The 24,762-nt window shown below is 68.2% G+C and carries 25 protein-coding genes; 12 read left to right on the top strand and 13 right to left on the bottom strand.

Annotated elements, in window-relative coordinates; genetic code table 11:
• The first annotated feature begins 50 nt into the window (after positions 1 to 50).
• Positions 51 to 1,655: an EAL domain-containing protein gene (locus AC07NN_RS12335; RefSeq protein WP_494641078.1), complete on the top strand. Its 1,605-nt coding sequence runs from the start codon at positions 51 to 53 to the stop codon at positions 1,653 to 1,655.
• A gap of 142 nt (positions 1,656 to 1,797) precedes the next feature.
• Here AC07NN_RS12335 and AC07NN_RS12330 read toward each other — a convergent pair whose 3' ends face one another.
• Entirely contained in the window at positions 1,798 to 3,621 is a 1,824-nt protein-coding gene (locus tag AC07NN_RS12330) for a DUF885 domain-containing protein (protein WP_494641076.1), read from the bottom strand.
• Positions 3,622 to 3,724: 103 nt separating this feature from the next.
• A complete protein-coding gene (locus AC07NN_RS12325; protein ID WP_494641074.1) occupies positions 3,725 to 4,102 on the bottom strand; it encodes a nuclear transport factor 2 family protein in 378 nt (125 codons plus the stop codon).
• 73 nt (positions 4,103 to 4,175) lie between these two features.
• Between AC07NN_RS12325 and AC07NN_RS12320 the strand changes: the two genes are divergently transcribed.
• The 8 genes from AC07NN_RS12320 to AC07NN_RS12285 all read left to right on the top strand — a co-directional run bounded on the left by AC07NN_RS12320 (position 4,176) and on the right by AC07NN_RS12285 (position 8,232).
• Complete coding sequence (locus AC07NN_RS12320; protein ID WP_494641073.1) at positions 4,176 to 4,697, top strand: GNAT family N-acetyltransferase; 522 nt, start codon at positions 4,176 to 4,178, stop codon at positions 4,695 to 4,697.
• A 69-nt stretch (positions 4,698 to 4,766) separates the two neighbouring features.
• Positions 4,767 to 5,657 (top strand): 3-keto-disaccharide hydrolase, encoded by an 891-nt coding sequence (locus tag AC07NN_RS12315; protein ID WP_494641914.1) that lies wholly within the window; start codon positions 4,767 to 4,769, stop codon positions 5,655 to 5,657.
• 74 nt (positions 5,658 to 5,731) lie between these two features.
• Positions 5,732 to 6,073, top strand: coding sequence for an ArsR/SmtB family transcription factor (locus AC07NN_RS12310; protein ID WP_494641071.1), 342 nt, complete (start codon positions 5,732 to 5,734; stop codon positions 6,071 to 6,073).
• Complete coding sequence (locus AC07NN_RS12305) at positions 6,074 to 6,277, top strand: hypothetical protein (protein ID WP_494641069.1); 204 nt, start codon at positions 6,074 to 6,076, stop codon at positions 6,275 to 6,277.
• Positions 6,277 to 6,732 carry a hypothetical protein gene (locus AC07NN_RS12300; RefSeq protein ID WP_494641067.1) on the top strand — a complete coding sequence of 152 codons (456 nt, stop codon included), beginning with the start codon at positions 6,277 to 6,279 and terminating at the stop codon, positions 6,730 to 6,732. Before AC07NN_RS12305 ends, AC07NN_RS12300 begins: the two co-directional genes overlap by 1 nt.
• Before the next feature lie 80 nt (positions 6,733 to 6,812).
• On the top strand, positions 6,813 to 7,124 hold the full coding sequence (locus tag AC07NN_RS12295) for a hypothetical protein (protein ID WP_494641065.1): 312 nt from the start codon (positions 6,813 to 6,815) through the stop codon (positions 7,122 to 7,124).
• A 40-nt stretch (positions 7,125 to 7,164) separates the two neighbouring features.
• Positions 7,165 to 7,578, top strand: a complete 414-nt coding sequence (locus AC07NN_RS12290; RefSeq protein ID WP_494641063.1) for a helix-turn-helix transcriptional regulator — start codon at positions 7,165 to 7,167, stop codon at positions 7,576 to 7,578.
• Between the two features lie 135 nt (positions 7,579 to 7,713).
• A complete protein-coding gene (locus tag AC07NN_RS12285) occupies positions 7,714 to 8,232 on the top strand; it encodes a DUF4199 domain-containing protein (RefSeq protein WP_494641061.1) in 519 nt (172 codons plus the stop codon).
• Between the two features lie 103 nt (positions 8,233 to 8,335).
• Here AC07NN_RS12285 and AC07NN_RS12280 read toward each other — a convergent pair whose 3' ends face one another.
• From AC07NN_RS12280 to AC07NN_RS12250, 7 genes are all read right to left on the bottom strand, one after another.
• On the bottom strand, positions 8,336 to 9,907 hold the full coding sequence (locus tag AC07NN_RS12280; protein WP_494641060.1) for a DUF5605 domain-containing protein: 1,572 nt from the start codon (positions 9,905 to 9,907) through the stop codon (positions 8,336 to 8,338).
• Positions 9,908 to 9,973: 66 nt separating this feature from the next.
• Positions 9,974 to 12,055 carry a cell cycle histidine kinase CckA gene (gene cckA / locus AC07NN_RS12275; RefSeq protein ID WP_494641058.1) on the bottom strand — a complete coding sequence of 694 codons (2,082 nt, stop codon included), beginning with the start codon at positions 12,053 to 12,055 and terminating at the stop codon, positions 9,974 to 9,976.
• Between the two features lie 99 nt (positions 12,056 to 12,154).
• Positions 12,155 to 13,252 (bottom strand): flagellar biosynthesis protein FlhB, encoded by a 1,098-nt coding sequence (flhB, locus tag AC07NN_RS12270; protein WP_494641056.1) that lies wholly within the window; start codon positions 13,250 to 13,252, stop codon positions 12,155 to 12,157.
• 9 nt (positions 13,253 to 13,261) lie between these two features.
• Entirely contained in the window at positions 13,262 to 14,017 is a 756-nt protein-coding gene (gene fliR / locus AC07NN_RS12265; protein WP_494641054.1) for a flagellar biosynthetic protein FliR, read from the bottom strand.
• Between the two features lie 17 nt (positions 14,018 to 14,034).
• The gene (fliQ, locus tag AC07NN_RS12260; RefSeq protein WP_494641052.1) at positions 14,035 to 14,298 is read right to left on the bottom strand and encodes a flagellar biosynthesis protein FliQ; all 264 of its coding nucleotides are present in this window, start codon (positions 14,296 to 14,298) and stop codon (positions 14,035 to 14,037) included.
• Positions 14,299 to 14,480: 182 nt separating this feature from the next.
• Positions 14,481 to 14,780 carry a hypothetical protein gene (locus AC07NN_RS12255; RefSeq protein ID WP_494641051.1) on the bottom strand — a complete coding sequence of 100 codons (300 nt, stop codon included), beginning with the start codon at positions 14,778 to 14,780 and terminating at the stop codon, positions 14,481 to 14,483.
• 62 nt (positions 14,781 to 14,842) lie between these two features.
• Positions 14,843 to 16,210: a hypothetical protein gene (locus tag AC07NN_RS12250; RefSeq protein ID WP_494641049.1), complete on the bottom strand. Its 1,368-nt coding sequence runs from the start codon at positions 16,208 to 16,210 to the stop codon at positions 14,843 to 14,845.
• Between the two features lie 404 nt (positions 16,211 to 16,614).
• On the opposite strand from AC07NN_RS12250, the gene AC07NN_RS12245 reads away from it, so the two are divergent.
• Positions 16,615 to 17,094 (top strand): ribonuclease H family protein, encoded by a 480-nt coding sequence (locus tag AC07NN_RS12245; protein ID WP_494641047.1) that lies wholly within the window; start codon positions 16,615 to 16,617, stop codon positions 17,092 to 17,094.
• Positions 17,095 to 17,136: 42 nt separating this feature from the next.
• On the opposite strand, the gene AC07NN_RS12240 is transcribed toward AC07NN_RS12245, so the two are convergent.
• Entirely contained in the window at positions 17,137 to 17,517 is a 381-nt protein-coding gene (locus tag AC07NN_RS12240) for a methylglyoxal synthase (protein ID WP_494641045.1), read from the bottom strand.
• A gap of 166 nt (positions 17,518 to 17,683) precedes the next feature.
• Between AC07NN_RS12240 and AC07NN_RS12235 the strand changes: the two genes are divergently transcribed.
• Positions 17,684 to 18,886, top strand: coding sequence for a glycosyl hydrolase 53 family protein (locus AC07NN_RS12235; RefSeq protein WP_494641043.1), 1,203 nt, complete (start codon positions 17,684 to 17,686; stop codon positions 18,884 to 18,886).
• Positions 18,887 to 18,910: 24 nt separating this feature from the next.
• Positions 18,911 to 20,080, top strand: a complete 1,170-nt coding sequence (locus AC07NN_RS12230; protein WP_494641041.1) for a glycoside hydrolase family protein — start codon at positions 18,911 to 18,913, stop codon at positions 20,078 to 20,080.
• Positions 20,081 to 20,087: 7 nt separating this feature from the next.
• Here the strand turns inward: AC07NN_RS12230 and AC07NN_RS12225 are convergent, their stop codons facing one another.
• From AC07NN_RS12225 to AC07NN_RS12215, 3 genes are read right to left on the bottom strand one after another with little or no spacing between them, the layout of a single operon-like run.
• Positions 20,088 to 21,686, bottom strand: coding sequence for a peptide chain release factor 3 (locus AC07NN_RS12225; RefSeq protein WP_494641039.1), 1,599 nt, complete (start codon positions 21,684 to 21,686; stop codon positions 20,088 to 20,090).
• A gap of 9 nt (positions 21,687 to 21,695) precedes the next feature.
• On the bottom strand, positions 21,696 to 23,228 hold the full coding sequence (locus AC07NN_RS12220; RefSeq protein WP_494641037.1) for a tetratricopeptide repeat protein: 1,533 nt from the start codon (positions 23,226 to 23,228) through the stop codon (positions 21,696 to 21,698).
• A gap of 2 nt (positions 23,229 to 23,230) precedes the next feature.
• Positions 23,231 to 24,718 (bottom strand): DUF1570 domain-containing protein, encoded by a 1,488-nt coding sequence (locus AC07NN_RS12215; protein WP_494641035.1) that lies wholly within the window; start codon positions 24,716 to 24,718, stop codon positions 23,231 to 23,233.
• Between the last annotated feature and the right edge of the window lie 44 nt (positions 24,719 to 24,762).

Raw genomic sequence — 24,762 nt, 5'->3', positions numbered from 1 at the left:
CCTTAAGTCCCGCCGTGCAAGCTTGTCCGCTTCTTGGGGGGACTGCCGCCTTGTCGATCGATCCGCGTCGCCTTCTCGGCCTGGCGTTCGCCAGCGCCGACCTACTCGTGGAGCTGCAGAACGGCCGCGTGCGCCTGGCGCTTGGCGCCGCGCAGAAGGTCATGGGCATGACCGAGGTCGGGCTCACCGGCCAATCCTGGTCCGACCTGTTTGATCCCGACGACCAGCCGCTGATGCAAGCCATGCTGGCCTGCGCCGACGACAGCGTGCGCCGGGGCCCCGTCGTGTTGCGCCTCGCCGGCAAGGACAGCCGCCATGTCCGCGTCGTCCTGCGCGCCCTGCCCGAGAACGAAGGCCGCGTCTCCTGCGCCGTCACCGCCGCCCAGCCGGCCGGCCCGGCCCTGAGCGCCAGCAGCCTGCAACCGCGCGAGTCGTTCGACGACATCGCCCAGGGCCTGTTCGAGGCCGCCCGCGTCACCGGCCTTGAGCTGGAACTGGCCATGGTCGAGTTCGCCGGCCTGGGCGCCATGCGCGAAGGCCTGACGCCCAGCGAGGCCGCCGCCCTGGACGTGCGCGTCGCCAGCGCCGTGCGCGCCGAGTCCCACGGCGGCGCGGCCGCCACCCAGCTCACCCCGGACCGCTTCGCCCTGCTGCGCCAGCGCGACGACCGTCCCGAGAACATGGTCAAGCGCCTGACCCGCATGGTCGCCGCCGAGGCCAATGCCCACGTCGTGCCGATGGAGGGCGGCGGCTCGGCCCGCTCCCTGCGCGCCCTGCGCTACGCCCTCGACGACTTCCTGCGCGAAGGCCTCAAGGACATGCCGCCGATGACGCTGTCGGAGGCGATGAATCGCTCGGTCAAGCGCACCCTGGCCCGCGCCGGCGCCCTGGGCGTGGCGGTCAGCCAGCGCCGCTTCACCCTCGCCTTCCAGCCGGTGGTCTCGCTAGCCACGGGCCTGGCCCACCACCACGAGGTGCTGGTGCGCTTCGAGGACGGCGGCAGCCCCTTCGCCATGATCAAGATGGCCGAGGAATTCGACCTCATCGAGGAACTGGACCACGCGATCGTCGAGCAGGCGGTCAAGAAGCTGGCCAACGACCAGGAGCGCAAGCTGCGCCTGGCGGTGAACGTCTCGGGCCGGACCATCGGCAACGAGGCCTTCGTCGACCATGTCGGCCGCCTGCTGTCGAAGTTCGACGAGGCCAAGAACCGGCTGATCTTCGAGGTCACCGAGACCTGCGCCATCGACAACCTGACGGTCGCCAACCAGCACATCCAGAGCCTGCGCGCCATGGGCTCGATGGTCTGCCTGGACGACTTCGGGGCCGGCTCGTCCTCGTTCGCCTATCTGCAGCAGCTGAACCTGGACATCGTGAAGATCGACGGCCGCTACGTCCGCGAGCTGGCCGACAACGGCCGCGACGGCGCGCTGGTGCGTCGCCTCGTGGAGCTGTGCAAGGACCTCAACATCCGCACGGTGGCCGAGATGGTCGAGACCGTGGAGGTCGAGGAGATCGTCCGCCAGGCCGGCGTCGACTTCGCCCAGGGCTGGCTCTACGGCAAGCCGGGCGACAAGCCCGCGGCGGCCCTGCGGCCCAGCGCGCCGGTCAAGGGCGTGGCGCGGCGCGCGGGCGTTTCGGACAGCTGGAGCTAGGGCTCCCCGAGCTTCTCAAAATCTCACCGTCATCCCGCGACTTGTTCGCGGGACCCATTTGTCCGCTGCACGTGAGGTGCATACCTAAGCTGAACCATGGGTCCCGCGCATAAAGCGCGGGATGACGGCAGTGTTTGAACGACTACGCCTTGCCGCCCTTGGCGACGATGTAGTCGTCGATCGCGCGTTCCAGCACGGTCAGCGGGGTCATGCCCGAGAGCAGGCCCGCGTCGTGGAATTCGCGGATGTCGAACTTCTTGCCCAGCGCCTTCTGGGCCTTGGCCCGGGCGCGCAGCCAGACGATCTTGCCGATCATGTAGCTGCAGGCCTGGCCCGGCCACACGACGTAGCGTTCGATCTCGGTGATCGAGCCGCTTTCCTCGTCGCCCATGGTCTCGGCCATGTACCTCACGGCCTGCTCGCGGCTCCACTTCTTGTGGTGCATGCCGGTGTCGACCACCAGGCGCACCGCGCGGAACAGGGCGTCGTGCAGCATGCCGATCTGGCCGCGCGGGTCGGTCTTGTAGATGCCCATTTCGACGGCCAGCTGCTCGGAATAGAGCGCCCAGCCCTCGCTGTAGCCCGCGAAGCCGATGGTCTTGCGCAGCATCGGAAGCCCTTGGGCCTCGTTCGACAGCGAAAGCTGCAGATGGTGGCCCGGGACGCCCTCGTGCACCGTCAGGGTGGTCAGGTAGAACTTCGGCTGTTCCTTGGTGTCACGCAGATTGATCCAGTAGATGCCGGGGCGCTTTCCATCCAGCGACGGCGAATTGTAGTAGCCCGCCGGCTGGCCGGCCTCGATGGCCTTGGGCACGCGGCGGATTTCCAGCGGGGCCTTCGGCAGCGCGCCGAAATAGGCCGGCAGCTGCTTCTCGATCCACTTGGCCTTGACGTTGAGGTCGGCGATCAGCTGTTCCTTGGCCGCATCGGTGTTCGGATAAACGTCCTTGCCAAGTTCGCGCATGCGCTCGCCGACCGTGCCGGTCTTCATGCCGATGCTCTTGAACAGCTTGTCGGCCTCGGCCGAGATCGATTTCACCAGGTCCAAGCCCAGTTGGTGGATCTCGTCGGGGGTCAGGGTCGAGGTCGTGTAGTTCTTCAGCGACGTGACGTAGTAGTCGCCACCGTCCTTCAGCCGCCAGCAGCCGGCGTCGTGCACGGCCTTGGGACGCGCCCATTCCAGCAGCGCGATCTGGCGCTTCAGGGCCGGCAGGACCGAGTTCAGGTAGACCTTGGTCGCTTCGCCCGCCCAGTCACCGGCGATGTTCTTCTCCTTGGTCCGGCGGGCGATCGACTTGACCAGCGGCGCCTCGGCCGTCGGGGTGTCGGCGAAGGCCTTCATCTGGATCAGGGTCTTGTCGATGACGAAGTCCGGCGGGATCACGCCGTCGGCCATGTCCTGCTTGGCCAGGGCGGTTTCCTGGTCCATCAGGCGTGCGAAGCCCTCCATGCGCGACAGATAGGCGTCGGCATCGGCCTTGGTCTCGATGGCGTGCTGGGTGTCCAGGAAGTCCGGCATCGACTGGTAGCTGCCGGTCAGCTGGCTGAGGATGTAGGGCGCGCCCGAACCGCCGCCGCCGTAGCTGAACTTCTTGTTGCCCTCGTCCTGGACGGCCAGCACGAACTCGACGGTATCGTAGTTCACGGCGTCCATGCCCTTCAGGGCGCGACGGTCGATGCCGCGCAGGGCGGCCAGCTGATCGCTGGTCTGGGCCGCGCCGGCCTTGATGGCGGCCGACGAGCGGTCGCTGAGCAGGCTCTTGGTCCAGGCCAGGTCGCCGCTGTCCAGGCCCAGGCCCGTCGCCGTCTCGGGCGACTGGCGCAGCTGCTTGGCCATGATGTCGTCGAACAAGGCGTTGAGCTTGGCGACTTCACCCTCGCGGGCCAGGGCCAGGGTCGGCAGACCGCCCGTGGCGGCGAAGCCCGCGGCGGCGGTGGCGAACATCATATGGCGACGATTGAGCAAGGCTGTTCCTCCCGGGAACCGTATTGGAGGACGAAGCCGTAGGGCTGCTCTCCCGGACGGAAAAATTAATTCCCTGTCATCTAACGCCCGCTCGGCCCGTTGCTCACGCCAGCGTCACGAACAGTTCGTTCTCGATGATCCACTGCCCGGTCACCTTCTTCCAGGTCGCCAGATAGGTCCCCGACTGCTCGGGCGCGTCCTTCCAGGAGCCGACCCAGCGGCCACGCTCGGCGGCGCGGGTCCCCTCGCTGTTCAGTGAGATCTCCTCGGTCGTCCGGACATAGGCGCCGAAACCCTTCTCCGCGAACTGGCTGGCGAAGGCGGCCAGCACGTCCTCGGCGCCCAGCAGCAGCGAGCCGTCGCCGGCGATCAGCGTCACGCGCGGGTCGAAGAACGGCCGCAGGCGCGCGGCGTCCTTGGCGGCGATCAGCTTGTTGGTCAGCTTGCGGCGGGCGGCGATGGCGTCTTGCGGCGTGGTCATGAGGCCCTGGGTCTTCTTTGATCGGCGAGCCGGTGTAGCTTGCCCCGCGCTCAACTCGCAAACCCGAGTCGTCATGCCTGCTCCGACCCTGACCACCGCCCGCCTGACCATGAGCCCGCCGCAGCTGTCCGACTTCGAGGACAGTCGCGCCATGTGGGCCGACCCGCTGGTGGTCAGGCACGTGGGCGGCCGGGCCTTCACCGAGGAGGAGAGCTGGACCCGCCTGATGCGGGCTCGTGGCCTGTGGGAAGTCCTAGGCTTCGGCTACTGGGCGGTGCGCGAGACCTCGACCGGCCGCTATGTCGGCGAGGTGGGCTTCGCCGACCTGCGCCGCGAGCTGCAGCCCAGCCTGTACGGCCTGCCCGAGATGGGCTGGGTGCTGGCGGCCTGGTCGCATGGCCAAGGCTTCGGGACCGAGGCGGTTTGCGCGGGCCTAGCCTGGATCGACGAAGTCCACGCGCCGCCGGTCGTGCCCTGCATCATCGACGTCGAGAACACCCCCTCGATCGCCCTGGCGACCAAGGTCGGCTTCACCCTGAAGACCCATGCCACCTTCAAGGGCGCGCCCATCGTGGTGATGGAACGTCGGCGCTGAGCGTCCCCATCGCGCCGCTTGAGGCTTGATATGACAGCGCTGCCAGATACGGTGAGGCGCCGTCCCGGAGTGGGCGCGGGAGGACGCATGTTGAAGACCCTGACCTTCGCCCTGACCTTGGCCGTCGCCGGCTCCGCCCTGGCCGAGCCCCGCGCCGTGCTGTCGCTGACGGACGTTCCCCAGGCGACCGGCCCGGCGGTCTCGCTGTTCAACGGCAAGGACCTCAAGGCCTGGGACGCCTGGCTCGGCTACGCCGATCCCGCCGTGACCTACAAGCGCCCGCCCATCGCTCCGATCGGCGCGACCGTGCAGAGCGCGGAGATGTTCAAGGTCGTGGTCGAGGACGGCCGCCCCGCCCTCTACGTCAACGGCAAGACCTGGGGCAGCCTGGTCCACAAGGGCGACTTCCGAGACTACCACCTGCGCCTGCAATACAAGTGGGGCAAGGGCCGCTGGGCGCCGCGCCAGGACCAGGCGCCCAACAACGGCCTACTATACCACACACACGGCGCGCCGGGCGTGGTCTGGGGCACCTGGAGCCAGTCGGTCGAGTTCGAGATCATGACCGGCTCGGTCGGCATGGTCGTCCCTGTCGGCGAGGCCATCGCGGTCGTGACCGACGGCGTCGACGACGCCTCGCTGATCGCGCCGAAGCTGCGCTACGCCCCCGGCGGCCGCGCCCTCGCCGCGAAGGGCGGCACGGCGAACTGGAACGTCGAGGCCCATAGCGACGCCGAAAAGCCCGCCGGCGAGTGGAACACCCTGGACCTCTATGTCTTGGGCGACCGCGCGGTCCATGTCGTCAACGGCGTGCCGGTGATGGAGGTCCGCGACCTGACCGCCGACGGTAAGCCCCTGACTCACGGCGCGATCCAGCTGCAGTCGGAGGGCGCCGAGACCTTCTTCCGCGACATCGTGCTGGAGCCGATCACCGCCCTGCCAAGGGTCGTGGCGAGGTAGCGTCCCTGCCCTCCCGCTGAAAGGCTTCGCGGACGCCCATTGACTCACTTTCACATGTCAGAAATAACTGACATATGAAATCTGAACCGACAGCGATCTCGGGAGACGAGCTGGCCGCCATCCTGGCGGCGCTCGACAACCCGCATCGGCTCCGCATCCTCGCGGCGCTCAAGGTCGGCGGACGCAACTATGTCAGCCAGCTGGCGCGGGAGATCGGCATCAGCCGCCCCCTGCTCCACCTGCACCTGAACAAGCTGGAAGAGGCCGGCCTGGTCTCCAGCCAGTTGGAACTGTCAGCCGACGGCAAGGCGCTGAACTACTTCGAAGCCCAGCCCTTCCACGTCGAACTGACGCCCGAAAGCATCGCGGCGGCGGTCGTCACGCTGTCCCACAAACCCGAGAAAGAGGGGCGTTGAATGCGCGAGCCTATATTTCTTCTGACGCTTGCCCTGCCGCTGCTGACCATCCTGCTGGTCTTCGGCATGCGCTACGGCGCGGCCGTCGTGCAGGCCCGAGCCCGGCTGCAGGACGCCAACAAGCAGCAGGAACTGCTGGACGGCCTGAACGAGATCAAGGCTCGCCTGGCCGGCATCGAGAAGATCCTGAAGGAGGTCGAATAATGGCCGCCGTCGACACCGCCAAGGCCTGGACCGATCCCGCCCCGGACACCGTCAACGGCGGCCTGCCCGCCTGGCGGCTCAACCTGCTGCGCGTGGGCTACGCGCTGATCGCCTTCGCCCTGGGCGCCCAGGTCTGGCCCGGCATCGTTCAGGACCACGCGTCCTGGAAGCTGATGCAAGGCGTCGTCCAGTGCATGCTGGGGGCGCTGTCGCTGGTGGCGTTCATGGGCCTGCGCCATCCGCTGCGCATGTTGCCGCTGCTGATGTTCGAGGTCGCCTGGAAGGTGATCTGGCTGACCACCGTGGCCCTGCCCAAGCAGCTGTCGGGCCAGATGGACGCCAATACCTGGTCGGTGACCTTCGCCTGCCTGATGGTCGTGATCTTCCCGGTCATCATCCCCTGGGGGCACGTGATCCGGACCTATTTCAGCGGTCCCGGCGCGCGCTGGCGCTAGGCGACCATCACGCGTTTGACCGGCTTCTCATCCGCCGCTGGCGGATGGGAAGTCGGCGCGCTTGATGCTAGGACGCCCTCATGGCTCGTAAACTCACCGCCAAGGTCATTAAAGATCCCGCCGCCGAGGCCGACCGCGTCTGGTTCGAGGCCAATCCCGAGCGCCTGTTCCGCCTGCGCGACCCCGCGCCGGTCGAGTTCAAGGATCCGCTGGGCGATCCGGGCGATGGTTACTCGTGGCGCGTGCTGATCGCCCGTCTGCCCGACGGCGGCCGCCTGCGCCTGCCGGTCTCGCTGTCGTGGGAGCTGCACAACGACCACGCCAAGGACCAGCACCTGCGCATCCTGTTCGACCAGGTCGCCCCGCCCGAGGCCAAGGCGCGGCTGGGCTGAGCCTGGTTGACGCGGGGCTGCGATCACGCACCCTTCCCCGATGATCCGCACCATCCTCGTCTGGGCGCTGGTCCTGGCCGTCGGGGCCTTTGCCCTGCAATGGCTGGAGCAGCAGTTCCTGCTGAAAGCCTTCCCCTGGCGAGCCTATGTCGGCCTGGTCGGCGTGGCCTTCGCGGCAGGCGGGGTCTGGGTCGGCTTCAAGCTGGCGGCGCGGGCGCGGCCCGAGACCTTCGCGCGCAACGACGCCGCCCTGGCGTCGCTCGGCCTGACCGGCCAGGAGGTGAAGGTGCTGGAGCGCCTGGCCGCCGGACTCTCCAACAAGGAGATCGCTCGCGACCTTGGCCTCTCGCCCAACACCGTGAAAACCCACGTCGCCAACCTCTATGGCAAGCTGGAGGTCAGCCGCCGCACCCAGGCGGTCGGCAAGGCGCGCGAGCTGGCGCTGATCCCCTAGGCTCCCCTTGCCGAGCTTGACCGTCACCCCAAGACGCGAAACGGTCGAATTCACCCGTTTGGGCGATACCGTTCCGGCGACGAGAACGGGCAGCTTGAGGGCGCGTCGCAGGGGGCGGCGCGGAGGAGGAACACCATGAAGCGCACCATCCTGACCTACGGCCTGATCTCGGGCGTGATCATCATCCTGGGCATGATCGCCACCATCGTCATGTCCGCCAAGCACAGCCTGTTCCTTGGCTATCTGATCATGCTGGTGGGCCTGTCGGCGATCCTGCTGGCCATCAAGCAGCACCGCGACAAGGTGCTGGGCGGGGTGATCAAGTTCTGGCCGGCCTTCCTGATCGGCCTGGGCGTCGCGGTGGTCGCCGGCGTCGCCTATGTGCTGATCTGGGAGGGTTATCTGGCCCTCACCCACTACCGCTTCATGGACGAGTACACGGCCAGCATGCTGGCCCAGAAGAAGGCCGCGGGCATCTCCGCCGCCGACTACGCCAAGCTGGCGGCCGAGATGCAGACCATGAAGGTGCAATACGCCAACCCGCTGTTCCGGATGCCGATGACCTTCGCCGAGATCTTCCCGGTCGGCCTGCTGGTGGCTCTGGTCAGCGCGGCCCTGCTGCGGAATCCGAAGTTCCTGCCGGCGAAGGCGTGAGGGGCCGCCCTCGCCCTTCGACAAGCTCAGGGTGAGGTCTACTTTTTGCGGCGCCTCAATCGAACCCTCACCCTGAGCTTGTCGAAGGGCGGGGTTTCGACGTTCAAACCCGCCGCACTCGCACCGCCATCCACGGCCGGCCGGGCAGCGCCACAGTCGGCCGGTTGGGGTCGTGCAGGAAGTAGGCATCCTTCTTGGCCATGACGAAGGCGCCCTCGACCGGCGTCACGGTCATGTTCCAGGTGTCGAGGATATCGACCTGGAACCGCTCGCCACCTTTCAGCTCGTCCTTGGGCAGGGCCAAGGCCCATTCCGTCGGCGCGGCCTGGCCGAAGTAGCGCAGGTAGTACGAGCCCGCCTGGCCGCCCAGATGCTGGTCCCACCACTTGTCGATCGGCTCGAAGCCGGGCTTGGGCCCCGCCTCCATGACCGACTTCAGGAAGGCCAGGCGCGGCGTGCTTTCGCCATGCAGCTTGCCGCCCTTGGCGGTCCAGCCGTCGCCGCCCCCAGTGGGACCTTTATAGATCTCGCCGTGGCCGACATAGGTCCCGGCGACCAGGCCGTGCCAGAAGCGCTCGACCATGCCCTGGGGCGTGAGATTGCCCCAGCGCTGATCGATGTCGCCCTCGTAGCGGACCTCGTCATAGACTACCGGCTTGCGCCACACGCTGCGCAGGATCTCGGCGCTGGTGTCGTCCAGCACGGCCGAGCCGTTCTGGATGCTGGCGTGGGTGATCCACTGCCGGCCGTTGTCGTAGAGCTCCCGCCAGTTGTGGATCGAGCGCAGGCGACCGTACGGGTCTTCGCGCTGGATCAACTGGCCGATCCGCTCGAAGTCGGCGACGGATTTCGGCTTCACCAGGTCATACTCGTTGGCCAGCGACCACCAGACGTTCGAGAAGCTGGCAAACCGGGCGACCATGTAGCGGACGTAGCGGTCGTCCCGCGCCGGGGTCATGGCGTGCCAGCCGCTCTTGGCGTCGTAGGGGTGGAACAGGATCAGGTCGGCCTGGATCCCCTGCTCACCCAGCCGCCGGACGCGGTCTTCCAGGCGACGGAAATAGGCCGGGTTCAGGCGGTCGTAGTTCCAGCTCTCACCGGCCTTCCCGAACGGATGGATCGGCTCGGCCGCCACGTTCGGGAAGACGCACATCCGCACCTTGTTGAACGGCGAGGCCTTCAGCGTGGCCAGAGTCTGGTCGCAGAGCGCGTCGGACTGCTGCGCCCAGGCATAGGCGGTTGTGCCGACCTGGCGGTACGGCGTCCCGTCCGCGTGGGCGAAGTGATAGCCGCCCACGACGTGCAGCGGGCCGTGGTCGCCTGGGCGCGGCGCGACGGCGGTGACCGTCCCGGTCTTGCCGTTCAGCGCCTTGACAGGGCTCGCTGTCGTCCAGCGCCATAGGCCTTCGGTCGGCGGGCTGAAGCGGATGCGCCAGGTCCCGTCACCGTCGAAGAAGCCCCGGATCTTCAGGGTGGTCTTGCCGTCGGTGAACGTGGCGGACAGCGCGACGTCGAACGGATTGCCGGGGGCGGCCGCCTTCAGCGCGATCTCGTGAACGCCCCAACGCGGGGCGGTCGAGCCGGCGGCCCAACCTCTTGAGATCGGGACCGGCGTGGCGAGAAAGGCGAGGCCGAGGCCTGTGGCGGCGCGGCGAGTTAGCGGTAACGTCGACATGAGGGAAGTAGCGCAGGCGAAGCGCTGATTCACAATCCTCCCCCCAAGGGGGAGGATTAGACGGCCCTAAGCCGCCTGCAGCTGCTGCTTGACCCGCTCGGCCAGGGTTTTGATGTCGATCGGCTTGGGCAGGAAGGTCACGCCGGTCTCGCCTTCCAGCAGGTCGCTGAACTCGGCTTCGGCATAGCCGGAGATGAACATCACCGGCGCGGCGCCCAGATAGACGCGGGCCTTCTTCAGCAGGGTCGGGCCGTCGATGCCGGGCATGATCACGTCGGAGATCAGGAGGTCGATCGTGCCGGCGTTTTCCTCGGCGATGATCAACGCTTCCTCGCCGTCGGCGGCCTCCAACACCTCGTAGCCACGCGCGCGCAGCAGGCGGGCGGCGACGCTGCGGACGGCGTCCTCGTCCTCGACGAACAGGATGCGGCCGGCGCCCGACAGGTCGCGGGCGGCGCGTGGCTTGACCGGCTCGGCGGCGGCGGCCTGCTGGGCGGCGATGACGCCGGCCGGGGCCTCGTAGATCGGCAGGAAGATGCGGAACGCCGCGCCCTCGCCCGGACGGCTGTGGACGTGGATCCAGCCGTCGCTCTGCTTGACGATGCCGTAGACCGTGGCCAGGCCCAGGCCCGTGCCCTCGCCCACCGGCTTGGTGGTGAAGAACGGGTCGAAGATCTTGCCCATGACGTCGGGCGGGATGCCGGGGCCGTCGTCGCTGACCTCGATGAAGGCGCAGTCGCTCTCGGCCGCCGGGAAGCCCAGGCCGATGGCCTCGTCGCGGGTCAGGCGGGCGGTGCGGATGCGCACGATACCGCCGCCCTTGGCCGCGCGCACGGCGTCGCGGGCGTTGACGGCCAGGTTCATGACCGCCGTCTCGAGCTGGCTCTTGTCGGCGCGGACCTGCGGCAGGTCGCGACCGTAGTCGGTGATCAACTTGACGTCTTCGCGCAGCAGGCGGCGCAGCAAAACCTCGAACTCGGAGATCAGCTCGCCCAGGTCCAGCACCTCGCGCTGGACGGTCTGCTTGCGCGAGAAGGCCAGCAGCTTGCGGACCAGGTCGGCGGCGCGAACGCCCGTCTGGCGGATCTCGTTGAGGCCCTCGTACGACGGGTCGCCGACGGGGTGACGGTGCAACAGCTCGTCCAGGCGCAGCTGGATGGCGGTCAGCAGGTTGTTGAAGTCGTGGGCGACGCCGCCGGCCAGTTGGCCGATGGCCTGCATCTTCTGCGACTGGGCCAACTGAAGCTCCATCTGCTTCTGCTCGGACACGTCGATCATGTAGGCCACCACGCGGTCCTCGGCGCGGTAGAGATAGAGGTGGACGATCCGGCTGGGATCGCGGGCCAGGCGGACCTCGAACGGACCGGCGCGGCCCTCGTTCATGCGGGTCTCGGCCTCGGTGCGCGAGGCCGGGTCGATCAGGTCGCCGAAGACCATGCCGGCCTTGGCGCCGGTCATGGCGTTCAGGGCCGGGTTGGCTTCCAGCACCTTGGACTTGAAGGGCTCGCTGCCTTCCAGCAGGGCCGCGCCGAACGGCGAGGCGCCGGCGAAGGCGTCCAGCGAGCTGGGCGGCGGGGCGGCGCGTTCGGCCACGGGCGCGGGCGCCGCGACCTCGACCACCGGCTCGGCGACAACGATCGGGGTCAGGCGGATCAGCAGGCGTCCGCCGGCAAGGCGCGAGACCTTGGCGGTGTGGTCGGCCTCGCCGGCGCGCAGGACGCCCTCGGCCATCTCGCCCTTGCGGGCCTGGACCAGGGCGGCGAACAGGCTGGAGCCGGCCACGCCCTTGGGCAGGCGTCGGCTGTCGCCCATCATCTCGCGCCAGGTCGGATTGGCGGCCAGCAGGCGGCCGTCGGCGGCGGCCAGGGCGGCGGGTTCGCTCAGGGCCTCGATAAAACCCTCGGCCTGGTCGGCGTCGTTGCCCGACGCGGCCGAGCCGCGAATGGCCACCAGGCCCAGGATCGACACGCCGGCCACGCCCAGCAGCAGCAGCAGACCCGCCAGAGTGGTCGGCCCGGCCTTCAGCGCCGGGGCGGCCGAGAACGCCGCCGCTGCCACGAAGAACACCGCCGCGCCCATCAGCCACGGATCGAAGCGCCGACGCGATGCGCCGGTGGAGGCTTTGTCCTGGAGCTGGAAATCGGCCATGGGCGGCAATGTTACCTTCTACGGTGAGGCTGCGACTCACCCGCAATCGAGGAAACCATAGCGTTTCCCGCGCTGTAGGTCATTTTTGTGGAGTCAGCGTCACATCGGACGCGCGCGGGCCTGCTCGCGAGCCTGCGGCTTCTTCCCGTTCATGATGAAGCTGATGACCTTGGCCACGGCTTCGAAGTGCTCGACGGGGATCTCTTCATCGACCTCGACACTGGCGTGCAGGGCGCGCGCCAGGGGCGGATCTTCCAACACCGGCACGCCGTGCTCCTCGGCGATGGCGCGGATCTTCAGGGCCAGCTCGTCGACGCCCTTGGCCACGCACATCGGGGCCGGCGTCTCGCCGGGTTCGTACTTCAGCGCGACGGCGTAGTGGGTCGGGTTCATGACGACCACGGTCGCCTTGGGCACCGCCTGCATCATCCGCTGGCGCGAGCGCTGCATCTGGATTTGCTTGCGCTTGCCCTTGATGTGCGGGTCGCCGTCCGACTGCTTGTACTCTTCCTTGACCTCCTGGAGGGTCATGCGCATGCGGTTCATGAAGCGCATGCGCTGCCAGAAGTAGTCGAAGGCCGCGGTGCCGATGAGGAAGATGATCACCGCGATGAACAGGCTCTTCGACAGCTTCATCGCCTCGGGCAGGATCACCGCGACGTCCATGCCGACCAGGTTGCGCACCTCGCCGATATGCGGCTTCAGCACCATCCAGGCGATGATGCCGGTGACGCTGAACTTCACCACCGACTTGGCGAACTGGACCATGCCGTCGATGCCGAAGATGCGGCCCAGGCCCTTCATCAGGTCCAGCTTGTTGAAGTCAGGCTTCAGCTTTTCGGGCGTCAGCATGAAGCCCGTCTGGCTGATATTGGCCACCACGCCCATGACGGCCGTGACGATCATCACCAGCAGCAGCGGCGGCATGGCGGCCAGGGTCGCCTGCTTCATCACGACCATCGCCCCGCCACTGGACACGTCGATCGTCCCGGCATGGGCGATGAAGGGATAGAGGGCCGAGGCCAGGTCGCGCGTCAGCCAGCCGCCGGCTATCAGGATCACCGACACCGCGCCGGCCAGCGAGGCCAGTTGCGGGATGTCGGCCGACTTGACGACGTCGCCCTTGGCGCGCGCATCCGAAAGCTTCTTGGCTGATGGATCTTCTGTTTTCGACTCTGGATCTGTGTCGTCCGCCATGCGCGCCTCCTAGCTGAACACGTTCAGGAGTTCGCGGTAGCGGTCGGTCCAGACCATGGCGATGCCGCCCAGGGACAGCGCCAGCAGAGACAGGCCCAGGATCACGCTGAGCGGCGAGGCCACGAAGAAGATCTGGAAGGCGGGCATGACCCGGCCGACCAGGCCCGTGGCGAGGTTGAAGACCAGAGAGAACACGATCACCGGCGCGGCCAGTTGGACGCCCAGCGTGAACGACTGCGCCACGGTCTGCACCGCCAGGGTGACGGCGTCGTTGATCGGCACCGGGCGAGTGAACGGGAACAGGGTGTAGGACTTGACGATCGCGCCGATGAACAGGTGATGCAGGCCCGTGGCCATCACCAGGGTCAGGCCCATCATCGACAGGAAGGTGGCCACCGCCGTGCTCGAGCCCTGCATCGAGGGGTTGGTGCTCTGGGCGAACGACAGGGTGGTCTGCATCGAGATGATTTCGCCCGCCGTCGTCAGCGAGCTCATGAACAGGCGCAGGACCGAGCCGACCATCAGGCCGATCAGGATCTCGTGGATCACCGCGCCGACCAGCCCGCCCAGGGTGTTGGGGATCGGCGGCACGGTGTTGGAGACCAGCGGTCCCAAAACGAGCGCCATCAGCAGGGCGAAGGACAGGCGGATGCGCGGCGGCACCGACTGCTCGCCAATGCCGGGCATGGTCATGACCATGGAGCCCACCCGTGCGAACACGAGGGCGGCGACATAGACCTGAAACGCCGTGGCGAAGGAATTCACGGAGCGCTCGCCCTTCCCTACATGCCGGCGATGCGGGCGGCGATCTGGCGCATGAAGCCGCTCATCAGCGAGCCCATCAGCGGCAGGAAGATCAGCAGGGACACGAAGATGGCGACGATCTTCGGCGCATAGACCAGGGTCTGTTCCTGGATCTGGGTCAGGGCTTGGAAAAGGCCGATGGCGACGCCGACCACCAGGCCGACGATCAGGCAGGGCGCGACCAGTTGGATCGTCAGCCAGATCGCATCGCGACCGACATCAAGAACCTCGGCGCCCGTCATGCAAAGCCTCGTCGGATTCGGCCGTACTGGCCGCGTTGTTTCGAGGCGTGAAAATGCGCCCGTTATGGTTAACAGGGCGTTAGGACTTGCGATTTGGGAAGTGGGAAGAGGCGGGGCGCGACGCTCTGTCCCACCACAAGACAGTCGTCGCTCCCCGCCTCTGGGAGATTACTGTTAGGCGACTACCGGATGCGAATGCGCACCGGGACTTGGATGTACGAGCCGGCGCGGCTCTTGCCGTCCGGACCCAGCAGGTCGACCTGGAACTGCGACGCCATCGACAGCGCGGCCTGGCCGACGCCGAGGTCGCCCGGGGTCTCGTCCTGAACGGTGCAGGCCGTCAGGCGACCGTCGTTCTTGACCAGGCAGTTCAGCACGGCCACCGCCATGCGCGGCTCCGAAGCCGGGATGAGCATGTCGGACGCGCCCTTCGCCGGAGCGGCGTTGGACAGGGCGGCGGCCAGAGCGAGCGAAGCGATCACGTGTTCATCCCTCTTGTACTTGTCTTTTTCGGCGGCCCTTACCGCCGGTGTTCCATTTCGGATCAGGCGGCGTGGGCCTGTTTCAGTCGTTGCAGGCTTTGTGCCGCCAGCTCGGTCAGCGACCGCAGGCCCAGTTCCGAGAAGACGTCGAAGGCGCAGGCCAGGGCCGCGCCGGCCCGGGCCAGACGGCCGTCGTCGCGACCGGTGATCTCGACACGGGCTTCGTACAGACGGGCCAGGTTCATCTGGGCCACGGCCCAGCTGGCCGGATCGCGCGCGCCCGGCGCGGCCGAGAGCTCGGCCTTGAAAGCCAGTTCGGCGGCGTCCAGCACGGCCAGGTCGGCGGTCAGCTCGGCGCAGCGGGCCAGGCACAGGGCGCGGTTGTTGGCGACCACGGCCCGCAGGGCCAGGGCCGGCTGGGCCTTCAGCACCATGGTGGCGCGATCGTAGGCCGAGACGGCCTGCTCGAAGGCGCGCTCGTTGGTCGAGGCCTCACCCAGCGCCTGCAGGGCCGCGCCCAGCGAAGCGCCCGCACGGGCCCAGTCCATCGGACTGTGTTCCGAAGAGAGAACCTCGACGGCGGCGAACAGGGCTTCAGCGCCGGCGGTGATGTGGGTCAGCTCGCCGTCCAGCTCGCCCAGCAGGACGAGGGCCGAGCCGCGCAGGCCTTCCAGCCGCGCCCAGGCCAGCGGTTCGAAATCGGGATCCAGCACGGCGGCGGCGGCCTTGGCCTCCGACACGGCCAGTTCGGCCAGCGATCGATCCTTCATGCGTTCGCCGCAGGTCAGGACCAGCTCGATGCGCGCGGCGCGCTGATCGGCCAGCAGCAGGCGCGCCGGCCCGCCCTTCACGCGCTTGGCGGCCGCCAGGGCGCGCAGGGGCGCTTCATAGGCCTGCACGGCGGCCAGGGCACGGTCGATATCATTCTGGGACAGGGCCGTCCGGCCTTCCAGGCCGGCGGAGAGCGCCCCACACAGCGCGGTGCGCTGGTTGACGGGCGTGCGGGCCAGGGTCGCCGAGGCGGCGGCGACTAGGCCCTCGTCGCCGAACAGGTCCGAGCCCAGCATGGCCAGGACCGCCTGCTCGCAGCGGGCGGCGGCCAGGGCGTCATGACGACGCTCGGTCTCGAAGATCTTCACGGCGGCCTCGGCCTGAGCCGCGCCCTTCCTTAGAGCCGCGGCGTCGCCGCTGCGGCGAGCCAGTTCGCGCCAGATCACGGCGGCCTCCAGAAGGCGCGCGCCGCGGTCCTTGGCCCCGATACGCCCGGCGACCACGTCGGCCGAACGGGCTTCATTGGTCAGCAGGCGAACGTCCAGCAGCTCCAGCAGCGACGTATCGCCCCCGGTCAGCCCCTCACGCCACGCTCCTTTGAAGCCAGCCTCGGCGTCGACGCCGAACAACCGCTTCAGATCCCGCCCGAACTCGAACATCCCTCGCGCACTCCGCCTACGGATCGTCCCACGTCGGGACAGACCGACGGAGGTTCAACGCGTAATTAGCAAAACCGGAGCCAACGACTTTAACAAGTGGTTAACCTGTGTTTATGCGGCGTTAACCATAAATATTTCCTATGTTTTTACACCTTTATCTAAATTTCGACCAAAATGGGCGATTATGTAGTGAATTGGCACACTTCTTGCTTTAGCGAATACACAGCGAGGTGGGCGGTAACGCATCCTGTTAGAACATTGTTCACTGAACTTAAAATGACGTTAACCCTAAGATTTAATCCCCAGTTTACTTTTCGTTCACGGGCGATATGCCGCTCCCCTCTCCCCGCCTAGGCGAAGCAGGCTAGAAGACGGCCACATCGTCGTCTCTCTGGAGCCCGCCCATGGCCGCCGTCACCGTCTGGATCGCCAGCCTCTGCCGTCCCGATCCGGGCTATGGCGGCTGGGCTTTCGTGCGGAAGCTGGACGGCGGGACCGACCCGACCGCGATCAAGGGCGCGGCCGGCGGCGAGCGGCGCACCACCGGCGCGGCGATGAGCCTGACCGCCCTGGCCGAGGCCCTGGGCAGCCTGTCTGACCTGCCGACCGATGCCTCCGTCACGCTGAAGTTCCTGGATCCCGGCCTGGCCGGCCAGTTGGTCGCCTCGGACGGCGTCTACGCCACGGCCGAGCCCGACGCCTGGGCCGCCGCCCGCGCGGCCCTCGCCGCCCGCCCCGTCCTGAACCTGGTCCCCGCGACGCCCGGCGACGCCGCCAGCGGCTTCCTGGCCGCCTGGGCCGAGTTCGGGCTGGATACCGCGAAGTCGCGCGGCAGCTTCAAGGCCGCGATCCCCAAGCCGAACCTGATGAAGTTCGGGGGGTAAGCACGCTGATCTCTCCTCCCGCAGAGGAGGCGAGAAGCTGGCCTATTCCGGCCGGCAACCCACGATCAGGTCCGCCGTCGCCGGGTTACAGGCGAACGGGATATTGGCCAGGGTCGCCAGGCGGATCAGCGCCTTGACGTCGACGTCGTGCGGCTGGGGCGACAGCGGGTCGACGAAGAAGATCAGCACGTCCAGTCGGCCCTCGGCGATCATCGCGCCCAACTGCTGGTCGCCGCCCAGCGGGCCGCTCTTCAGCCGCACCAGGTTCAGCGTCGGCAGCGCCTCCAGGATCCGGCCGCCCGTGGTGCCGGTGGCGAACAGCGCCTTGTCCTTCAGGAAGTCGGCATGGGCCACGGACCAGGCAACCAGCTCGGCCTTCTTGTCGTCGTGAGCGACCAGTCCGATGGCGAGAGGGGCGGTCATGATGCGTTCCCGAACGGCGTTTTCCGGCTCCGTATAGCGACTCGTCGCGCCGCCGCCAGTGCGAGGCCCTTCCCTTCGCCGGGCGCCCATGGCTAAACTCACAAAATGAAATGATGTCTCATTTTATGAGACAGGCGCCCGAACAACGGGTGCGGGAGGAACGACCATGCTCCAGCTCGATCGCCGCGCCCTGCTGGCCGGCCTGCCCCTGCTGGCGGCCGCGCCCGGCGCTCTTGCGGCCCAGAAGGGGACGCGGCCCGGCCCGTTCCTGTTGGGCGCCGACATCTCGTGGATCCCGCAGGACGAGGCCGACGGCGCGACCTACTCCGTCGGCGGCCAGCAACGGGACATCCTGGCGATCCTGGCCGACGCCGGCATGAACGCCATCAAGCTGCGGGTCTTCGTCGATCCGGCCAACGGCTACTCCCGCGCCCGGGCCGTCGATCCCTGGTGCGGCAAGGACCAGACCGTGACCATGGCCAGGCGGGTCAAGGCCGCCGGCATGCACCTGACGGTCAGCTTCCACTACAGCGACGACTGGGCCGACCCGCAGAAGCAGGTGAAACCCGCCGCCTGGAAGGACCTGCCGTTCGACGGCCTCGTGAAGGCCGTCGGCGACCACACCCGGGACGTGCTCTCGGCTCTGAACAAGGCCGGGGCGACGCCGGACATGGTGGTCATCGGCAACGAGATCACCTTCGGCCTGCTGTGGCCCGACGGCCGCGTGCCGCTGCCGATGAAGACCGGCAATCCCAGCACCGACGCCGTCCACCTGAACGTTCCGGACGCCGGCGGCTTCGACAGGCTGGCGGCTCTGCTGAGCAGCGGCCTCGACGCCACGCGCCAGGTTTCGCCGAAGACCAAGACCAGCCTGCACAACCACCTGGGCCGCCACTGGCCGATCGTCCAGCACTGGACCGACAGCCTGCTCTCGCGCGGGGTGCGCTTCGATGCCCTGGGCTTCTCCTGCTACCAGCAGGCGGCCGAGGGCGACTGGGAGAAGACCTTCAACGGCTTCACGTCCCGCTACCGCGACCATGGCTTCTACGCGGCGGAGTATTCCAGCCGGAAGCGCTGCCTGAACGACCTCGTCTACAACGCGCCAAACCAGCGCGGCTGGGGGACCTTCATCTGGGAGCCGACGCGCCACCAGGAGGCCGTCTTCGACCAGGACGGTCACAACGCCGGCGAGGGCCCGCGCCCGAACCTGCTCTCGCAAGGCATCAACGCCGCCGAGGCCCCAGGCGCCGTTCAAGCCGCCCCCTCGCCGCGCCCCGCGAGACGCACCCACGGCGGCCGCTACGACGCCAACGCCTTGCTGGACCTCTATCGCGGCATGGCGCGGGACTACGGACTGCGGAAAGCCTAGGTCGGCCGGGAAAGGGAGATGACGATGTCTGTGCGTCTCAGATTCGCCGCCGCCGCGGCGCTGACTTGCCTCCTCGTCGGCCCGGCCCCTTCCCGGGCGGCGCAGGCCCCGACCGAGGTCGCCGCCGAAAAGCCGCCGACGCTGGGGCCGAAGGCGTTCATCGACTACTTCAAGCCGATGCCGGCCGCGAAGCTGTCCATGACGGCCTGGGGCGCGGCGGAGGTCGGTCCGCGCGACCCGCGCAACGGTCTCGAAGACACGGCGATGACCCAGTGGAACTACTGGGACGGCCAGATCCTAAAAGGGACCGATGGCAAGTACCGCATGTTCGCCAGCCGCTGGGACCAGGCGCGCGGTCACAAGGGCTGGGGCGACTCCCTGGCGACCCTTGCGATCAGCGACACCCTGCTCGGACCCTATCGCGACCAAGGCCTGACCTGGCCCGACAACCAGGGCGGCCGGGGCCACAACGTCACCGCCCTCAGGCTGGATGACGGGAGCTATGCCGCCGTCGTCAGCGAGACGCGCGGCGGCGACGTCTTCGTCTCGAACAGGATCGACGGCCCGTGGAGCCAGCTGGGGACGATCAGCTACGACCAGAGCCGCTTCCAGCTGGTCAAGACGCCGGGCGACGTCGCGATCCGGGACACGCCGACGGCGACGCCCGCGAAGGCGGCCAATTTCAGCGTCCTGCTGCGACCCGACGGGGCCTATCAGATCGTCCCCCGCTCAGGACAGATCCTGATCAGCAAGACCGGGATCCTCGGCCCCTACGCCGTCATGGGCGACAGCGTCTATCGGGACGTCGCCGGGATACCCCAGCGCGACATGCGGGCGTTCGAGGACCCCGTCGTGTGGTTCAGCGGCGGCTGGTACCACATCGTCGTCAATCACTGGCGCGAGCGCCGCGCCTATCACCTGATCTCGCGCGACGGGGTCACGCAGTGGAAGGTCCAGGGCCTGGCCTACGAGCCCGGCGCCGACTTCATCCGCTACGCCAACGGCGCCACGAACCACTGGAACAAGCTCGAGCGCCCCGGCGTGGTCATGGAGAAGGGCCACGTCGTGGCCATGACCTTCGCCGTGGTCGACATCCCCAAGGACGCCCAGACCGGCGGCAACGGCCACGGCAGCAAGATCATCGTCGTGCCGTTCGACGGCGCGGCGATGGACCGGGACCTGGCGGGGCTTTAGCCCAGACCTACGCCCGTTCCTTCGTCCGCTCGAAGCGGACCTTCGGGTAGCGCTCGGCGACGTAGCCGATTTCCCAGGACGACTTGCCCAGGAACACCGGCTGTTCGTCGATGTCCTGGCCCATGGCCGACTTGTGCTTGCTGATGAAGTCCTCGACGTCGGCCCGCTCGCCGACCAGCCAACGCGCCTCGGCATAGGGGCTGGCCTCGAAGATGCAGTCCAGTTGGTACTCGTTGGCCAGGCGGTCGGCCATGACCTCGAACTGCAGCTGGCCGACGGCGCCGACGATGAAGTCGCTGCCGATCATCGGCCGGAACAACTGGGTGACCCCCTCCTCGGCCAGGCCTTCCAGCGCTTTCTTCAGGTGCTTGGCCTTCAGCGGATCCTTGACCCGCACGCGACGCAGGATTTCCGGCGCGAAGTTGGGCAGGCCAGCGAAGCGCATCGTCCCGCTCTCGGACAGGCTGTCGCCCACCCGCAGGACGCCGTGGTTGGGGATGCCGATCACGTCGCCGGCGAAGGCGTCCTCGGCCAGTTCGCGGTCGCTGGCGAAGAACATGATCGGCGCGTTGACGCTCATGGCCTTGCCGGTGTTCTGGGCCTTCAGCTTCATGCCGCGCGTGAAGCGGCCGCTGGTCAGGCGCAGGAAGGCGATCCGGTCGCGGTGGTTGGGGTCCATGTTCGCCTGGACCTTGAAGACGAAGCCCGAAACCTCGTTGTCGCCGGGCGCGACATGGGTGTCGACGCCGCCCTTGCTGACCTTGGCCGGATGCGGCGGCGGGGCATAGGCGCCGATGCCGCCCAGCAGCTCCGACACGCCGAAGTGGCGCAGGGCCGAGCCGAAGAACACCGGCGTCATGTGGCCTTCCAGGAAGCTCTGGACATCGAACGGCTTGCCGGCCTCGGTGACCAACATGGCGTTGTCTTCCAGCTCGGCCCGCTCATCGGGGTCGAGGTACTGGACCACCGCATTGCCCTTAAAGGCGATCGGGTCCGGATGCCCCTCCTCGTCGGTCGAGCTCTTCTTGGCGTAGGGGATGAACTTGTCGTTGCGCAGGTCCAGCATGCCCTTGAAGCGGCCGCCCGAACCGGCCGGCCAGTACAGCGGCGCGGGGTCCAGGGCCAGCTTGGACGAGACCTCGTCCAAGAGCTCGAACGGGTCCTGGGCCTCGCGGTCCATCTTGTTGATGAAGGTGATGATCGGGATGTCGCGCAGGCGGCACACCTCGAACAGCTTCAGGGTCTGGGGCTCGATGCCCTTGGCGGCGTCCAGCACCATGATCGCCGCGTCGGCGGCCGTCAGGGTGCGGTAGGTGTCTTCCGAGAAGTCTTCGTGGCCCGGGGTGTCCAGCAGGTTGAACATCAGGCCATCGTGGTCGAACGTCATGACCGAGGCCGAGACCGAGATCCCGCGCTCGCGTTCGATCTTCATCCAGTCCGACTGGGTCCGGCGCGTCTGGCCGCGCGCGCGCACGGCGCCGGCGGCCCGGATCGCCCCGCCGGCCAGCAGCAGGTTTTCCGTCAGCGTGGTCTTGCCGGCGTCGGGGTGGCTGATGATGGCGAAGGTGCGCCGACGGGCGGCTTCAGCGGCGGGAGAAGAGCTCATGGCGGGGGACTACCCCTCCGGAGCGTCCTTGTCACCTTCCACGGCGGCTCCGGTCGGCCGTCGCCGGGCGATGGCCTCCTCGAAACGCCGCCTGGCCTCGGCCGCCTGGGGTCCGGCGTGCGGATCGTTGAACACCGGCTCGACCATGGCCGCGGCTTCGTCGAAACGGTCGCGCCGCATCAGGGCGTCGGCGGCGGCGATGCGGAACTGCGCCACCTGCGGCGCCAACTGCTGGGCGCGCAGCAGCACGTTGACGGCGTTGTCGTTGGGATAGCCCGGCTCCCGGTTGCGGCTGATGGCGTAGTCGTAGAGCAGCAGCGCGTTGTTGGCGTCGACGGCGAAACCCTTGCCGAACCAGTCGCGCGCCTCCTTCAGCAGCTGCGGCGCCTGGGCGGGATTGGCCCGGGCCTCCAGCATGTACGACCAACCCAGGGTCTGGATCGCCTCCACGTCGCGCGGATCGGCCTCGACGCGATGCTTCAGCAGGGCCTGGGCCTTGCTCCGATCGCCGAAGTCGTTCTCGGCCCGCGCCAGGGTCAGCTCGGCCAGGCGATCGCCGGGATAGCGGGCCGCGCGCTCGCGGATCATGGCCAGGACCTCGGGACGCTTCTCCCTGGGCACGCCCATCTTCAGCCGCTGGTTCTCCAGCAGGAGGTCGTCCGCCGAGGCCGACAGGCGCGTGACCGTCAACTGCCGGGCGCTCGACGGCGGACGCGCCATGCGCCGCCCCGGCAACGAGCCCATGTAGCGCTGGAGGACGCGCTCCAGGTCCGCCAGCGGCATGCCGACCGCCTCGGGCGCCAGGGCCACCGGATCGCCGCCGTCGGCCACGGCCTGGGCGTAGCGGGTCAGCCGGACCAGGCGCTCGGGATCCGACATCATGTAGTGGGTCAGGATCCAGGACTGGGCGTAGAAGGCGGCGATGTCGGTCCGGCGCCCCGTCAGGGCCCGCCGCCCCAGGATCTCCTCGAACGGCGTCCAGGTGTTGGTGCCGCGTAGCCAGGCGACCCGCCGGCTGGTGACGCCCACCTCCACGACATCCGGCTTGAAGCGCGCCGTCATGAAGTACTCGGCATAGCCTTCGACCAGCCACGAGGCGTAGGCGGCCGGCGCATGCTGCTTCATGAAGTGGTGGGTGTATTCGTGGAACAGCACCTGCCGACCGCGTTCGTCGTCGCCCTCCAGGCTCAGCGCGGCGAACACATCGCCGACCGAGGCGCTGTAATAGCCGGCGATATAGGGAGCCAGGTCCGGCCGGATGCGCAGAAGATCCGACTGTCGCGGCGTCACATAGATCGGCAGGGGCCGCTCGTCGCCGGGGCCGCTCAGACCGTGCAGGGCGCGCAGCAGGCCCGCGAAGTCCTCAAGGTCGTTGGCCATCTCGACCAGGGTCTTCTGGCTGACCCGGCCATAGAGCGAGAACGACGGCGTGCTGGTATGCAGCCAGTCGCCGGTCGTCTGGGCGCGTGCGCCCGTCGAAAGCGCCAGGGGCGCCATCGCGGCGCTGACCGCGAATGTCCGCCGCGACATCGATCGACGCATGCTCAACCCTTCTTCTCCGCGGCCGGCTTGGCTTCCGGCATCGACTTCAACATGGCCTGGGCCGCCGCGGCCTTGTCGCCGCCGTGCGGGCTGGCCGCCAGCGGCGTCAGGACGTTGCGGGCGAGGTCCAGGTCGTTGAAGGCGATCAGCGCCTTGGCAGCCTCCAGCCGGTACGCCGCCACCTGTGGCGAGACCCGCAGGGCCTTGAGTCGCACATTGACGATGTTCTCGTCGATCGGTTTCAAGGCTTGGGAGTCGGCATAGCCGCGTAGCACCACCGGGTCGTCCGGGTCGATCTTGAAGGCGCGGGCGAACAACTTGCCGGCGTCGGCGAAGGCGGCTGGCCGGGCGGCCTGGTCGACGCGGCCGGCGCTCAGGCGGCTCTCGCCCAGCACGATCAGGGCGTCCAGGTCTTTGGGATCGGCGGTCAGCAGGGCGTTCAGCGTCGCCTCCCCCGCCGCGCGATCGCCATAGCGGGTCTCGGCCCGCGCCAGCACCAGGCGCGAGAAGCGGTCGTCCGGCTGGCGCGCGGCGCGCTTGCGGACATTGGCCAGGAATCCCTCCCGGTCGGCCTCGGGCACGCCCAGCTTCAGGCGCTGCCACTCCAGCAGCAGGTCGTCGGCGCCCGGCGACAGGCTGGTCACCGTGATCCCAGCCTCGTCGCCCGGGTTGCGCGGCAGGGCCCCGGCGGCGATCGGCTTGCCCATGTAGCTCTTCAGCTTGCGGCCCAGGCCCTCGGCGTCGTCGCCATAGACCGTCTTCCAGGCGCCCACCGGGTCTTGGGTCGTACGCGCCGCCTCCAGGTAGGGCTTGAGCTTGCGGTACCGGTCCGGGTCCGAGACGATGTAGTGGGTCAGCAGCCAGGCCTGGGCGTAGTACGACGCGCCCTCGTCCTTCTTCAGCTGCTGGGTGGTCTTGCCCAGCACGTCTTCCATCGGAATCCAGCTGCCCGGACGGGTCAGGGTGCGGGCGCGGCCTGCGTTGAAGCCCCCGACCGTCAGCCGTTGCTTCCCGAGATCGGCGGTCATGTAGTACTCGGCGTAGCCCTCGACGAGCCAGGCCGGATAGGCGCTGGGGTAGTAGCGCATCATGAAGTGGTGGACGTACTCGTGCAGTACCGCGTCATCGCCGCGGTTCTGGTCGTTGTCGCCGCCGACCACGTCGCGGATGGCCATGGCGAACACCTCGCCCGGGGCCGAGAAATAGACGCCCGCCACACGCTCCAGCTTCGGATTGACCCGCTGGACGTCCGACAGGTCCGAGACCAGATAGACCGGCAGCTTGCGCGCGGCCGCGTCGTCCTTGGGTCGCCCGTGCAGGCGGCGCAGCAGGTCGTCGAAGTCCTCCAGCATCACGGCGTATTCGCGGACGGATCGCTCGCCGTGTCCGTAGACGATGAAGTGCTGGCTCTCGGCCCGCTTCCATTCGGCGTGGGCGGTCGCCGGAAGCACCATCGCCGCGCCCGCCAGAAGACCCGCGAGCCAACCCATCTTCACGCCCCGACGCATCACGCCACCCCAACCGCAATCTTAAA

Source organism: Caulobacter sp. GW821-FHT09H08 (assembly GCF_059415885.1).
Note: the sequence above shows the minus strand (reverse complement) of the source record. Positions and strands in the feature narration are given on the sequence as shown.